The 14,459-nt window shown below is 49.0% G+C and carries 9 protein-coding genes, 1 pseudogene and 1 riboswitch; of the genes and pseudogenes, 3 read left to right on the plus strand and 7 right to left on the minus strand.

What is annotated here, in order from left to right:
* Positions 1-17 precede the first annotated feature (17 nt).
* The 6 genes from cobU to FW758_RS07590 all read right to left on the minus strand — a co-directional run bounded on the left by cobU (position 18) and on the right by FW758_RS07590 (position 5,997).
* A complete protein-coding gene (cobU, locus tag FW758_RS07565) occupies positions 18-638 on the minus strand; it encodes a bifunctional adenosylcobinamide kinase/adenosylcobinamide-phosphate guanylyltransferase (protein ID WP_446445063.1) in 621 nt (206 codons plus the stop codon).
* Entirely contained in the window at positions 635-1,423 is a 789-nt protein-coding gene (locus FW758_RS07570) for an adenosylcobinamide-GDP ribazoletransferase (protein ID WP_028759425.1), read from the minus strand. Before FW758_RS07570 ends, cobU begins: the two co-directional genes overlap by 4 nt.
* Positions 1,424-1,529: 106 nt before the next feature.
* Positions 1,530-2,612, minus strand: coding sequence for a nicotinate-nucleotide--dimethylbenzimidazole phosphoribosyltransferase (cobT, locus tag FW758_RS07575; protein WP_126491281.1), 1,083 nt, complete (start codon positions 2,610-2,612; stop codon positions 1,530-1,532).
* 165 nt (positions 2,613-2,777) lie between these two features.
* A complete protein-coding gene (locus FW758_RS07580) occupies positions 2,778-3,863 on the minus strand; it encodes a FecCD family ABC transporter permease (protein ID WP_446445064.1) in 1,086 nt (361 codons plus the stop codon).
* 40 nt (positions 3,864-3,903) lie between these two features.
* Positions 3,904-4,797: an ABC transporter ATP-binding protein gene (locus FW758_RS07585; protein WP_342900112.1), complete on the minus strand. Its 894-nt coding sequence runs from the start codon at positions 4,795-4,797 to the stop codon at positions 3,904-3,906.
* A 100-nt stretch (positions 4,798-4,897) separates the two neighbouring features.
* A riboswitch (cobalamin riboswitch) is annotated at positions 4,898-5,062 on the minus strand.
* 203 nt (positions 5,063-5,265) lie between these two features.
* On the minus strand, positions 5,266-5,997 hold the full coding sequence (locus tag FW758_RS07590; protein ID WP_446445065.1) for a histidine phosphatase family protein: 732 nt from the start codon (positions 5,995-5,997) through the stop codon (positions 5,266-5,268).
* A gap of 453 nt (positions 5,998-6,450) precedes the next feature.
* On the opposite strand from FW758_RS07590, the gene metH reads away from it, so the two are divergent.
* A complete protein-coding gene (metH, locus tag FW758_RS07595) occupies positions 6,451-10,185 on the plus strand; it encodes a methionine synthase (protein WP_446445066.1) in 3,735 nt (1,244 codons plus the stop codon).
* Positions 10,186-10,811: 626 nt separating this feature from the next.
* Here the strand turns inward: metH and FW758_RS07600 are convergent.
* Positions 10,812-11,804, minus strand: a complete 993-nt coding sequence (locus tag FW758_RS07600) for a LysR family transcriptional regulator (RefSeq protein WP_311990546.1) — start codon at positions 11,802-11,804, stop codon at positions 10,812-10,814.
* Between the two features lie 128 nt (positions 11,805-11,932).
* Between FW758_RS07600 and FW758_RS07605 the strand changes: the two genes are divergently transcribed.
* Both FW758_RS07605 and FW758_RS07610 read left to right on the plus strand, forming a co-directional pair.
* Entirely contained in the window at positions 11,933-12,679 is a 747-nt protein-coding gene (locus FW758_RS07605) for an SDR family NAD(P)-dependent oxidoreductase (RefSeq protein ID WP_311990547.1), read from the plus strand.
* A 1,004-nt stretch (positions 12,680-13,683) separates the two neighbouring features.
* A pseudogene (locus FW758_RS07610) lies at positions 13,684-14,364 on the plus strand (PAS domain-containing protein); the annotation flags it as partial.
* Between the last annotated feature and the right edge of the window lie 95 nt (positions 14,365-14,459).

Below are 14,459 nucleotides of genomic sequence, written 5' to 3' on the forward strand. Positions count from 1 at the left end.
AACATCACTTAGTTAGATTACAGTGGTTTGAGTGCCAAGGGTAAACCCGCGACCACTAAGGTGACATTGTCAGCCAAAGCAGCAACGGCTTGGTTTAACCAGCCCGCTTCATCAACAAATTGTCGGCTCAATTCACCTAAGGGCACAATACCTGAGCCCACTTCGTTACTGATCAACACCACCACACCTTCGAGCTCGGCAAGTGAATCCACAAAAGCGCTTTTCTCTGCCTGCCAACTCGCCAAAGCTTCATCGTTAGAGGTTGAACTGGCAGACGGTATAAAGTCTGTCGCATGCCACTCAGTCGGCGCCGGTTCATCATCAATCTTGGCGCTGGAAGCGAGTAATTGATTGGTTAACCAAAGGGTTAAACAGTCCACTAAAATCACTCGCCCAGGTTTTGCTAAGCGTTTTAACAGTGCCGTAAGGGCGAGCGACTCTTCAAACAATTGCCATTCGATACCATCGTCCGTTCGTCCCGCTTGATGTTTGGCGATACGGGTCGCCATTTCATCATCCAGCGCCTGCGCCGTGGCCACATAGCAGGCATCGAAGCCTAGCGCTGTGTACTGGCGCACTAAGGCTTCACCGTAGCGACTCTTACCGCTACGGGCGCCACCTAGGACGAGGTGGATCACAGTATGTTACCTACAACGAGCAATACAAAATAACACACAATTTCAGATATTTGCTGCGCCGCGCCTAAGGTATCACCCGTGTAACCGCCAATCTGGCGTCTAAAGATCACTATGATCAAACGGCGCAGTCCTATCATCACCAATAGCAATGACAATGCCGCTAACCCCTTGAGGAATAACAACACTAATACGCCGCTGGCGATCAGGATAAGCAGCTCATTAATGCCTTGATGTTGCGATAGCGGCTTAGACTTACTGGTCTCGTCATCGCGGACATATTTTTCACTAAAGATGATACTGGCTGATACCACGCGGCTGACTGTGTGTGCGACGATAAGCGCCGAGCCCGCGACCACAGGATCGTACAGTGCCAACTCGACGAGCAACTGCCATTTCAGCAGCAGGGCCAACATCAATGCCAGTGCACCATAACTGCCAAGGCGCGAGTCCTTCATGATCCGTAGCTTGTCTTCCGCCGTCCAACCACCGCCAAAACCGTCGAAGGTATCGGCTAGGCCATCCTCGTGAAATCCGCCCGTGAGCAAGACGCCAACCAACATAGCTAACAGCACAGAGACGCCGGCGGGGAGCCAGTTCTGCGTCAGCCAAAATACAATGGCACTTAACAGGCCGACCAAAAGACCGACGAGACCGAAATAACGGCTGGCCTTATTCAACTTATCGCTATCGACTTCGACCCATTTAGGCATAGGAATGCGGGTAAAATAGCCCATGGCAACTAAAAACAAATCTATCTCTTTGTGCCAGCTTTCGCGTTCTGACATAAAGCATCCTTAGTGAATTAACACTTGCTGCAAGGTTTAAGATTAAAACGGTTGGCTAAAAAGTTATTATTTTAAATAAGTAAAATAAGCGACTTAGCAGAGCACATCATACAACAGCCTCAATCCCCGCATCACTAAAACTCGCCATTTGATTGTAAAAATTTACTGAGGCTTGAATAAGCGGCAACGCCAAGGCTGCGCCCGTACCTTCACCTAATCTCAGCCCGAGTGATAATAAAGGTTTAGCCTGCAAAAATTCTAACATCCGCTGATGGCCTTGCTCGTCTGACTGGTGGGCGAAAATCAAATAATCGCGCACATTAGGGGCGATTTGCACCGCGACTAATGCCGCAGCAGTAGCGATAAAACCGTCCACGACCACCAGCATTTTGCGCTCAGCAGCCGCTAACATAGCGCCCGTCATCTGCACAATTTCAAAGCCACCTAGGCAAGCTAACACTGATTTGGGCCCAGTTAAGGCACTTTGATGCAGCAATAACGCCAGCTCAATCAGCATCAATTTACGTTCTAAGGTTTCGCTATTAATGCCCGTGCCACGGCCGACACAATCAATCACATCAAGCTGCATGATCGCCGCCATAATGGCTGCCGCAGCCGAGGTATTGCCTATGCCCATTTCGCCAAAGGCGACTAAGTTACAACCTGCTTGATGGTGACGTTCAATCAAATCGCGCGCCATCGCAAAGCCTTTATCGACGGTTTCCAGCGCCATCGCGGGCTCTAAATGAATCGCCCCTGTGCCCGCGCCAAGACGCTGATCGATAATGCCTTCAACCCCTTCGACTGGCGTTAAAATACCGCAATCGATCACTTCGAGCGTAAAGCCCACCTGCCGACAAAAAACGTTAATCGCCGCGCCGCCATGGGCAAAGTTTTGCACCATTTGGCGCGTCACTTCGCTAGGGGCAATCGACACGCCTTCTGCGGCAATACCATGATCACCCGCAAACACTAACATGGTTGGATGAACGATTTTCAGCACAGTATTTTGTGGCTGATCCGTTTGTTGTGAATCAGCCGCTTGCACGCGGACAATCTGTAAGGCTAAGGATTCGAGCTGACCTAAGGCGCCGGGCGGCTTAGTCTTAAGATCAATTTTTTGCTGGATCAGCGGATCCTGCGCTTTACTCACAGGGCTGATTTGAAAAGACACGGCTGACTGAGACATCCACACTCCACTTATTATCTTAAATAACCACAACGCATCCTGCGTCTATGACTAACATGTCCAATTTTGCATTTCCAATCGCGGGGCAGATATCAACAAAAATGCTGATTATCCCGCCAGTCTGCGCTTGCTAGATGACTCTAGGATTACGTTCTGACTAGGTGCTTACGCCATGACTCTGCGTTTACGCAAAATCAGCAAAAAGAACATGCTACCTATGGCCGCTGTGATAATGCCCACGGGCAACTCTTGATTGCCCAACAAACAGCGCGCCAGCACATCAATCCACACCATAAATAATCCGCCCACCAGCGCCGTTAATAGAATCGGCTGACGACCGGGAAACAGCATGCGCACTGTGTGGGGGATCATCAAACCGACAAACCCAATCCCGCCGCAGGTAGCGACCAAAATCGCGGTAATCAAGGAGCAGAGCAGCAGCATATTGAGTCGCAACTTAGGCACATTCACCCCTAAGGTATGCGCCGTTTCATCCCCCGCCTGCAACGCCATGATCTGCCGCTTCATGCCTAAAATAATGAACAAACTCGCGCCAATCACCAGTGTTGGCAGTACTAATAAGGACCAACTGGCCTTGGCGAAACTGCCTAAACTCCAAAACAGCACAGAAGCCGTCGCCTGCGGACTGGCGAAATACAACAACAAACTTGTTAACGCGCCAAACATAAAGGAGGTCGCCACGCCTGAGAGCAACATGCGCTCCACTTGGCTATTGAGCCCAAGGCCAGACAAGGCCAGCACTATCAGTACCGACAAACTAGCGCCAATAAAAGCGCCGAAGGGCAAGCTAAACCAGAGCAAACCCGACAAGGCGCTCGAACCACTAAAAATCCCCGAGTTCGCCGCCATACCCGCATTCTCAAAAAATCCAGAGCCCGTGAATAACGTCAACATCACCACAGCGCCAAAGGACGCGCCTGAGCTAATGCCAAACAGATAAGGGTCGGCCAATGGATTGCGGGTCACGGTTTGCAGCACACTGCCCGCCAAGGACAAACCCGCACCCGCCACAAAGGCCAATAAAATACGCGGCAGTCTGAGCTCCATCACGATGCGCTCCGTCATGCCATTGGCTTGAGTGAGGTTGGCCATTTTATTGATAAACACTTGGATAACATCCATAAAACTGATGTTCGCCGCGCCAAAACTCGTGGCAGCAATGGGGGTTATCAAAGTGATTATGCCTAATGCGACCAGCATCAGTTGTTGTCTCGTCAAAGGTGTCACCATACGCCCCAAATGTGAGATGAAATGCTATTTACTCCCTGAATCATCCGCCCTCGCCTCGCTCAGCCAAAGCATCAGCCATGCTGTGCGTCGAATCATGGTAGCCATAAAAATAGCTGATTAAGGGCTTTTTATGTTGTGGATGGGTCGACACCTGAGCGCACACGCCGAACACATCACCAATTCGCGCCTCGGTTAATACCTCGGTTGGTGTGCCCATAGCGCTGACTTCACCGTTATGGATCAACAACAAACTGTCGCACAGGGCGCTGGCTAAATTGAGATCGTGAATAGAGGCAATCACGCTGATGCCAAGGCTACGCACTAATTCGAGGATTTGAATTTGATAACGCACATCGAGGTGGTTGGTTGGCTCGTCAAGGATCAACAGTTGCGGCTGCTGCACTATGGCGCGGGCGATCAAGGCACGCTGCTTTTCACCGCCGGATAAGTGCTCGTACTGTTGGTGCATCTTATGACTCAGGCCGACTTTCTCTAGAGCCTTTGCAATGCGCTCGCCGTCACAGCTCGAATTGGTATCGAACATGCCCTTGTGCGGCGTTAAGCCCATGCTGACCAATTGCTCTGTGGTTAGGTCAAAATAATGCGGCGTGTCTTGCTGCACTACGGCGACGCGGCAGGCAAACGCCTTGGGCGATAAACGCTCAATATCTTGATCAAACAGGGTAATTTTGCCCTGAGTCGGGCGAACAAAGCGATACAAACAGCGTAGCAAGCTAGACTTACCCGCACCGTTAGGGCCAATCAAACCCAGCATCTGCCCCGTTGGCAGCGCAAAGTTAATATTGGAAAGAATGGTTTTGCCATCGATACACCAGCTTAACTGGCTGACATCGAGCGCGACCGTCTGGCTCGCTGACGGGCGAGTGTCGCTGTCATTCAAAGCATGGCTCGTTTGGATGGCAGAGAGTTTCACCAACGTGGTGCTCCTAGCGAGTCCAAACCTGAATTAAAAAAGGTTGTGCACATTGTCATCGGCTCCCTCGAGTCACCCGCTCGAGAACTAAGGCTGCACGCAGCGATAACAGAAATAGGCAGGTCTCCTGACTCGTCACTTTTCTATTGAAAACAATATAAAAAGTCACTCACAGTTGCGGGCACAGTTCGGGCTGACTGACAAGCAGCTCCCCAATTCCCTATTATGTTGAGATTGATTTCAAGCCTTTTCAGCGTGCCTCGGCCATAACTGCCACAGAACACCCTCGCACCACTCAAAACTCCCAACACCTATTTCTGTGACGTCATCCGATACACTGCCACCAGCCTTGCAAGGCCGTGTGCGTCGGGGACGTCAGGAAAAAGCATTATCCTATATTTACCTTAATAGGCAATCGACAATCACGCTGGTAAGACAAGAAAAATCTTCACCTTAGGGCTACGCGGATCACTCGCAGCGTCCGCTCGGCCAATCTAAACGCCAGTAACAAACGCCGTGTTCATCTTGCAGCACATTAATGCTCACCACGGCCGCCACGGGTAAATCGAGTTGACTGTAAAAGCCCACCGCCCGCTCAACCCCAAGGGCGCGCGCCATTAAGTGACGGATCACTCCGCCGTGGGTCACGACCCATACTTTGGCAGCCAGTTCGCCCGCACTCAAGCCCGTACCCATGCTAGCGCCCACTGCATGCTCGGCGTTATCTGAGTCGACGCTCAATCGTTCAAACTCGGCGGCGAGTATCTGGTCAATGGCCCCATTCACCCGCGACTCGAAACTGGCCATAGTTTCCCCATTGGGCGGCGGTGTTTGCCAAGGGTTTTGCCAATAGGCCGCTAAACTTTCGCCCTCTTGCTGATACAGCTCATCGAGCCGACGACCGTCCCAATCACCAAAATCAATTTCCTGTAAACCCGACAAAAACTGCGCCTGCAATGGCCTTGACTCAGATACCAGCGCCGCCGTCGAATGCAATTCGGCGGCAAAGGCTTGGGCAAATTCGGCGCAGCGGCGTGAAGTCGAACTGTAAATCGCGCTGCAGGTACTTGCCTGCGCCTCAACCGCTGCCGACATTTGCTGCCAGCCCTTTTCGCTCAAAGGCACATCCACACGGCCGCGTAAAATGGCGCCGCCTTCACACTCGCCGTGGCGTAACAATAACAATCGAACTTGTTTCATCGTATTCCTATGTCTATCACTCGTGGCAAATTTTGTTGAAAACCCACATTAGACCCGTCGTCCTATATACTCAATTACGCTCTAGCCCTACAACTAGCTCTACAACTAATCCTAAAAAAAGAGTCGTTAAACTGGGTGAAAAGTGCTGATAGGACTCAATTGTCGTTAGTCAATTTTGACCTTGCCCTGACAATCATAAGTCGCGTATTATGGACGTCTATACGTTTAAATGTCCAAAACTAAACTCTAACGATAAATAACTAAAACGAGTAGTCAAATATCGACCGAGCAGAATGGAATGCACTTAGCCTAACTAAGTTAGCTAATTTAGATCACTCACTAGGGTCGATAACGAGAGCCAATATCTGGACTGCACAACACGCTTTACCCTGCACTTAGCATAACAAGGGTCGATGCTTGGACTTAACTTAGCTGTATTTAAGGTAATTATTTATGACGATACCCTCTACCAAAGCCGGCCAGATATTGGCAGACATTCGTAAACAGCTTGCTGAGCGCATTCTAATCTTAGACGGTGCCATGGGCACTATGATCCAAGACCACAAGCTCGAAGAAGAGGACTATCGCGGCGAACGCTTTAAAGATTGGCACACTGACGTCAAAGGCAACAACGATTTATTGGTGTTGTCGCAACCCCACATCATCAAACAGATTCACACCGACTACTTAAACGCCGGTGCCGACATCATTGAAACCAACACCTTTAATGCTACTACTATCGCCATGGCCGACTACGACATGCAGTCGCTGTCCGCCGAAATTAACTTAGCCGGCGCCCGCCTCGCCCGTGAAGCCTGTGATGAAGTGTTTGCTGCCACAGGCATTCCGCGCTACGTCGCTGGTGTGTTAGGCCCCACTAACCGTACGTGTTCGATTAGCCCTGATGTGAACGACCCAGGCTATCGCAACGTCAGCTTCGATGAGTTAGTCAGCGCTTACCGAGAATCCACTAAGGCGCTGATTGAAGGCGGCGCAGACATCATTATGGTCGAGACCATATTCGATACCTTAAATGCCAAAGCCGCACTGTTTGCGATTGAATCGGTATTTGATGACTTATTTGGTCAGCATTCTAAAGACAGATTGCCAATCATGATTTCGGGCACCATTACCGATGCCTCAGGCCGTACCCTTACGGGTCAAACCACCGAAGCCTTTTATAATTCCCTGCGCCATATCAAGCCATTATCTATCGGCCTTAACTGTGCGCTTGGGCCAAAAGAGCTGCGCCCGTACGTCGAAGAATTATCTCGTATCGCCGAATGTTATGTGTCGGCGCATCCAAATGCAGGCCTGCCGAACGAGTTTGGCGGTTACGATGAAACCCCAGAGGACATGGCGAACGTGATTGAAGATTGGGCGCGCGAAGGCATGCTCAATATTATCGGCGGGTGCTGTGGAAGTACGCCTGAACATATCCGCGTTATTCGCGAAGCGGTCGACAGACATAACCCGCGCGCGTTACCCGATATCCCCGTCGCCTGCCGCTTAGCCGGTTTGGAACCGCTGACTATCGATGCACAATCCCTGTTCGTTAACGTGGGTGAGCGCACCAACGTCACAGGTTCGGCCAAGTTTTTAAAGCTGATCAAAGACGGTAAGTTTGAGCAAGCGCTCGATGTGGCCCGCGAGCAAGTCGAAAGCGGCGCGCAGATCATCGACATCAACATGGACGAAGGCATGCTCGATGGCGCCGAGATCATGCACAAGTTTTTAAACTTGATTGCCTCAGAGCCCGACATCAGCCGCGTGCCGATTATGATCGACTCCTCTAAGTGGGAAGTGATCGAAGCTGGCCTAAAATGTATTCAAGGCAAGGGCATAGTTAACTCAATTTCCCTTAAAGAAGGCGAAGCCAAGTTTATTGAGCAAGCCACCTTAGTCAAACGCTACGGCGCGGCGGCCATTATCATGGCATTCGACGAACAAGGTCAGGCCGATACTAAGGCACGTAAAATCGAAATCTGTACCCGCGCCTATCGGGTGTTGGTCGATAAGGTCGGCTTTCCGCCAGAAGACATCATCTTCGACCCGAACATTTTCGCCATCGCCACAGGTATCGATGAACACGACAACTATGCCGTCGATTTTATTGATGCCATTAAAGCGATTAAAGCCACCCTGCCCCACGCAATGATTTCGGGCGGCGTATCGAACGTGTCGTTCTCGTTTCGCGGTAACAACCCAGTGCGCGAAGCGATTCACGCGGTATTCCTGTACCACGCCATCAAAGTCGGCATGGACATGGGCATTGTCAACGCGGGCCAGTTAGCCATTTACGACGATATCGATCCTGAGCTTAAAGTACGGGTCGAAAACGTGGTGCTTAACTTGCCCTGCCCAGTCGAAGGCTCAAGCAATACCGAGCAGTTACTTGAAATCGCGGAGAAATTCCGCGGTGATGGCGCACAGGTTGGTAAGAAAGAAGATTTAGAATGGCGCAGCTGGCCAGTGAGCCAACGCTTATCCCATGCGCTCGTCAAAGGCATTACCGAATTTATCGATGAAGATACCGAAGCCGCTCGCCAAGAAGCGAAACGTCCGCTGGATGTGATTGAAGGCGCCTTGATGGATGGCATGAATGTGGTCGGCGACTTGTTCGGCTCGGGCAAGATGTTCCTGCCGCAGGTGGTAAAATCGGCGCGAGTAATGAAAAAAGCCGTGGCTTACTTAAACCCCTACATTGAGCTGGAAAAGGTCGAAGGCCAATCTAACGGCAAGATCTTGATGGTGACGGTAAAAGGCGACGTGCATGATATCGGCAAAAATATCGTCGGCGTGGTGCTCGCCTGTAACGGTTTTGAGGTATTCGATTTAGGTGTGATGGTGTCGGTGGAGCGAATTCTCGACGCCGTGAAAGAACACAATATCGATATCATCGGCATGTCGGGGCTCATCACTCCAAGTCTGGACGAGATGGTGCATAACGTGAAAACCTTCCACCGCGAAGGCTTAACCATTCCGGCGATCATCGGCGGCGCCACTTGCTCTAAAATCCACACAGCGGTGAAGATTGCGCCCCATTATCCCCATGGCGCTATCTATATCGCCGATGCGTCCCGCGCCGTGCCTATGGTGAGTAAGCTCATCAACAACGAGACTCGCCAAGCGACCATAGACGAAACCTATGCCGAATACGACGACATGCGCACTAAGCGTTTATCCCAAGCCAAGCGCAAAGAGATAGTGTCACTCGAAGCGGCGCGCGATAACCGCTGCCAACACGATTGGGCGAACTACACCCCATTCACGCCAAACGTGCTCGGGCGCCAAGTATTTGATAATTATCCGTTAGAAGATTTAGTTGAGCGTATCGACTGGACACCGTTTTTCCGCTCGTGGGAACTGCATGGCCATTACCCCGAAATCCTCACCGATAAAGTCGTCGGCGAAGAAGCGCAAAAGCTGTTCGCCGATGGTCAGGCCATGCTCAAACAAATCATCGAAGAAAAGTGGCTCACGGCAAAAGCAGTTATCGGCTTATTCCCAGCCAATACCGTCAATTACGACGACATTGAGCTCTACACAGATGAGTCGCGTACCACAGTCGAAATGACCACACATCACCTGCGGATGCAGCTTGAACGTGTCGGTAACGACAACTTCTGCCTATCCGACTTTGTTGCGCCAAAAGACTCAGGCGTCGCCGATTACATGGGCGGCTTTGCGGTGACCACAGGCCATGGCATAGACGAACATGTGGCACGTTTTGAAGCCAACCACGACGACTACAGCGCCATCATGCTCAAGTGCTTAGCCGACCGTTTGGCCGAAGCCTTTGCCGAGCGGATGCACGAACGGGTGCGTAAAGAATTTTGGGGTTATGCGGCCGACGAGCAGTTAAGCAACGAAGCCTTAATCCGTGAGAAATACAAAGGCATACGCCCCGCACCGGGTTACCCAGCATGCCCTGATCACACAGAAAAAGGCTTGTTATGGGACTTGCTCAAGCCCGATGAGACTATCGACTTGAACATCACCGAAAGCTACGCCATGTTCCCCACAGCGGCAGTATCGGGCTGGTATTTCGCTCACCCGAAATCGCGCTACTTTGGCGTGAGTAACATAGGCCGCGATCAAGTGGAAGATTATGCCAAGCGTAAAGGGATGACTGTCGCAGAGACGGAGAAGTGGCTGGCGCCAGTGTTGGATTATGACCCTGAATAGGAAGTGATCCTGAGTAATCAGGATCTTTATTACGCTAACGCGGTGTAAAATCGGTCTTGCGACCGAAAGGTCGTGGGGCTTCACCCCACACCCGACCAAGGAGGACTGCTCGTCCTATCCTCCTTGGATTCTCCAAGACGCCCCTAGCGAAGTTACATGCATTGATTAGTGGCTTCGTGCTTATTCGAAAATAGCTAACGCTTCCGATGGGGCGTCCCTTCCCCCCGAAAGCTACGCAGACGTCCTGTCTGCGTCACGCTATTGTCTTCAACGCCCTTCAGCAACTTCGCAGGGGATCGGTGAACTTCTGTGGCATTAGAGTTAACTTTTCGCATTGAAAGAGTTATGCATGTCCTATCTTTTCTCTTTTATGGATTGCTTCATTAAAAAAATCAATCACATAAAAGACTTGTTTCGTGCTTATTCGAAAATCACTAACGCTTCCGATGGCTCCACTTTACATCCCTGTAAAGCCCTCCAGTTCGGCTGTCCCTGCCTCTCGCTCATAAGCACTAAGATCACCGATTTCCATTCGCCCCGTCCCCGAAAGCTACGCAGCAACTTCGCAGGGGATCGGTGAACGTCTGTGGCATTAGAGCTAACTTTTCGCAGTGAAAAAATTAAGCCTATTCAACCTCTAACAGATAAGTGTTATGCCTCATAACTGATGAACGATTGGTGTCACTTTCTACGGCAGCGAGTGCTTGACTGAGGTGTTCACTTAAATATTGCCACACTTCGTTGACGGCGCGGCTTCGCGCATCTTTTCCTAAACACACTAAATGAATCGGCGCAGGATCTGTGTGTTGCCACTTGGCTAACACTGGTACTAGCTGGCTGGCTCTCAGTTCTGGCTGAATTAACATGGGGTCGACCCGAATGATCCCCATGCCCATACAAGCAAGTTCGACTAAGGTTCGGCCATCATCCGTGGAGCTTGATGCCACAATGTGTTGAGTTTCAATTTCGCCATTTGGGCTACGAAAGTGCCAACAATCCATGGCGAGCTTTTGATGACGAAAGATTAAACATTGGTGCGCAGCTAAATCGTTGGGCACCTCAAGTTTAGCGGCCTGCTTAAGGTAGGCGGGACTGGCAAAACAGGCCCATGATTTCGTGCCGATACGGCGCGCGACCAATGAAGAATCGGGCAACTCACCGACCCGCAGCGCAATATCTATCCCTAGCTCAATTAAATCGACCACGCGATCATCAAGATTGATGTCTATCACTATCTCGGGAAAAAGTTGTTTCAGCTTAGGCAGTAAAGGCAGCAGATAGCGTTGACCTAGGATGGTTGAGCTACTGATTTTTACCCGCCCACTGGGTTTAGCTTGCGCTTGCTCGGTGAGCTTAGCGGTATTGCTAAGCAATTCTGTTAGTGAATCGGTGATGGCCAGCAACTCAGTACCCGAATCGGTTAAATTGAGCTGGCGCGTACTGCGCTGCAACAACCTAAGCCCAAGTTGATGTTCAAGCTGGGCAATTTTCTTACTAACGGACGAACGAGGCAACTGCAGCGCATCAGCAGCGGCTTGAAAACTGCCTAACTGAGTGACACAACGAAATATATATAAATTAGGTAATTGCAGGTGCAATGCCGAAGTATCGATAGCCATATTGGTTCCAGTAAAGAAACAATTCATTTCTTATTACATACCTTATTGGAAACCATTCTCCGAGTTATGCTTTTCTGCGTCAAGCTTCACGACTCACCACGGACTCATCACTCATCAGGAGCACACAGATGCAAACCAGTCTTCACAATAAAACAATTTTAATCACAGGCGCCACTGCGGGTATTGGCTTGGCGACCGCGCACGCTTTGTTGCAACAAGGTGCGAAGTTAATCATCACAGGCCGCGACCAAAGCCGCTTATACCATGCCGTAAAGCAACTTGACGGCAATGTTATCCCAGTGCTGTGTGACAGCGCCAATATCGCGCAAATCCAGCAAATGGCTGCGCAGTTAGCAAGGGATGAGATTACACTCGATGGCCTGATTTTAAACGCTGGCGTGTTTTACCCAGCACCGTTTGAGCAGATGAGTGCCGATAACTTTCACAGCACAATGGCGATTAACTTTACTGGCCCAGTATTTACCCTACGGGCCTTATTACCCTGTTTAAACAACCCCAGTAGCGTGGTATTTATCTCTAGTGTTGCAGTGCAAAAAGCATTTTCTGCCGCTGGCGTATATAGCGCCAGCAAAGCCGCATTTGAAGGTTTCGCAAGAGTGCTAAATCTTGAACTTGCAGCCCGAGGCATACGCATTAACTCAGTGCGTCCCGGGGTGACCGCAACCGAAATCCAAGCCAAAGCCGGCATGGATGACGCTACCATCAATGGCTTTTTTGAATCATTGAACACCACCCCTGTCGGCAGAGTATTAACGCCAGCAGATATTATCCCGGCGATTAACTATCTCATCTCCGATGCCAGTATTGGCCTACGCAATGCCTACATAGATATCGACGGTGGCTTTGGACTGTAGCGAATTATCAAGTAGGAGGTTAAGGGAAACGCTGAAGATTTTTGAAGGAGTAATCTAAGCTCTGCTTATGGAAATCAAACTTAGACCAAGGAGGATGTGCCCCCTATCCTCCTTGCTTATCTGTTCAGCAGCAGCCAAGACGCGCCTTGCGAAATCACATGCACTAATAGCTCAAACTTCATTTTTGAAACCAAGATCAAAATCAAAGTCGTAGACTACCATTCCATATCAGGGCAAGAAGGGGGTCCGTGAACGTCTGCGGCATTAGTGTTAACTTTTCGCAGTGAAAGAGTGATGCCAGTTCCACACTTCTTATTGTCCTCAACTTACCAAGTTATATTGTTGACTCAAGATGACTATTGATACTTCTATAAACTAAAGACAAGTGGATCAACTCAACCAAAGCGAAATGGATTATTCCGATAATGGAATATGGCCGCTACCCATTAACGACTAGTGAAGTGGGTGGAGAACTCTAGATATCGAAATGTAGACCACACAAAGTGATTTTCTGAATAATTACGGTATATTCATAAGTCATACTAAGACCCGAAATAATAACTAACCCACAATAAACCGTGATATACACACCCGACACCAATCACACTTAAATCCTAAATAAATAAACCAATAAATTCAACATCATGAATAATCCAACATCCTTCCTGCTTGAGAAAAAATATCCAAACACAGTATTCAAAAAAACCAACCAGTAAGTCTAAATGATGACTCCACAACAACGTTATAGTGATATAGCCTTAGTTCAACGCTAAAGACGATATATAAAGCTATCGGCATAACAATTTGATCTAATTAGCAGACTGCATCATATAAGTAGAAAAAAAATTATCGACTATACTCAGTTTCTCATCATAAAAATGACGTTTTAAGACTTCTTGGAAATCAATATGATCATATTTAACAAAAAATTAAAGGCTGAACATGAACAATTGAAAGAAGAGTTATTTTCAATGCGGCAAGTTAGGGAAAGCCTTGATAGTGAGATGTTAGTATTAGCGCTAGATGCTGATGGAAAAATTATAGCAATCAACGCTAATTTTACTGACGACATGTTATTTCAAAAAAACTCACCTATCGGCAAACACTTAACGGAAATGGTGCCAGCGCGAGCTCGAAACACAAGTCATTATAAAGCAATGTGCAATGCCATAAAGCAATGCGAACATTGGGTAGGTGCACTACAAATTGTTAAGGGCGATGGTGAGGAAGCTTGGTTACGAGCCATTTTACAGCCCGTCAAAAACAGTAATGGCAAGTTAAAACACTTTTCTATTTATGCAAACGATCTAACCCGTACTATTGAAAGCTCGAAAAAACATGAAGATTTAAACCAAGCATTACAGCGCTCTACCGCTGTTATTGAGTTTAACTTAGACGGTACAGTCATTACTGCTAACGATAACTTTTTAAATGCGATGGGATACACTAAGAATCAAATTGTTGGTAAACACCATAGAATTTTTTGCGAACCAGAAGAATATAACTCAATAGAATACAAGCATTTTTGGGATCAGCTATGCAAGGGACAATTTGTCGCGAATCGCTTTAAACGTGTGGATAGCTATGGCCGTATCGTTTGGTTAGAAGCCTCTTATAATCCTATTTTTGATAGCTACAACGAACTCTACAAAGTCGTAAAATTTGCCACTGTTATCACAGATCAAGTCAACAGAGAACTGGCCGTATCCGAAGCGGCTGACATAGCCTATAGCACATCCCAACAAACCGATGCTTTTGCAAAAAAAGGGAGCTTAGTGCT

Source organism: Shewanella sp. 1180_01 (assembly GCF_052850535.1).

What these genes read in the sequence shown, in the direction of transcription:
- metH (WP_446445066.1), top strand. Translation starts at nt 6,451, where the DNA reads ATGACGATACCCTCTACCAAAGCCGGCCAGATATTGGCAGACATTCGT.
- FW758_RS07580 (WP_446445064.1), bottom strand. Translation starts at nt 3,863, where the DNA reads ATGGTGACACCTTTGACGAGACAACAACTGATGCTGGTCGCATTAGGC.
- FW758_RS07600 (WP_311990546.1), bottom strand. Translation starts at nt 11,804, where the DNA reads ATGGCTATCGATACTTCGGCATTGCACCTGCAATTACCTAATTTATAT.
- FW758_RS07605 (WP_311990547.1), top strand. Translation starts at nt 11,933, where the DNA reads ATGCAAACCAGTCTTCACAATAAAACAATTTTAATCACAGGCGCCACT.
- FW758_RS07570 (WP_028759425.1), bottom strand. Translation starts at nt 1,423, where the DNA reads ATGTCAGAACGCGAAAGCTGGCACAAAGAGATAGATTTGTTTTTAGTT.
- cobT (WP_126491281.1), bottom strand. Translation starts at nt 2,612, where the DNA reads ATGTCTCAGTCAGCCGTGTCTTTTCAAATCAGCCCTGTGAGTAAAGCG.
- FW758_RS07590 (WP_446445065.1), bottom strand. Translation starts at nt 5,997, where the DNA reads ATGAAACAAGTTCGATTGTTATTGTTACGCCACGGCGAGTGTGAAGGC.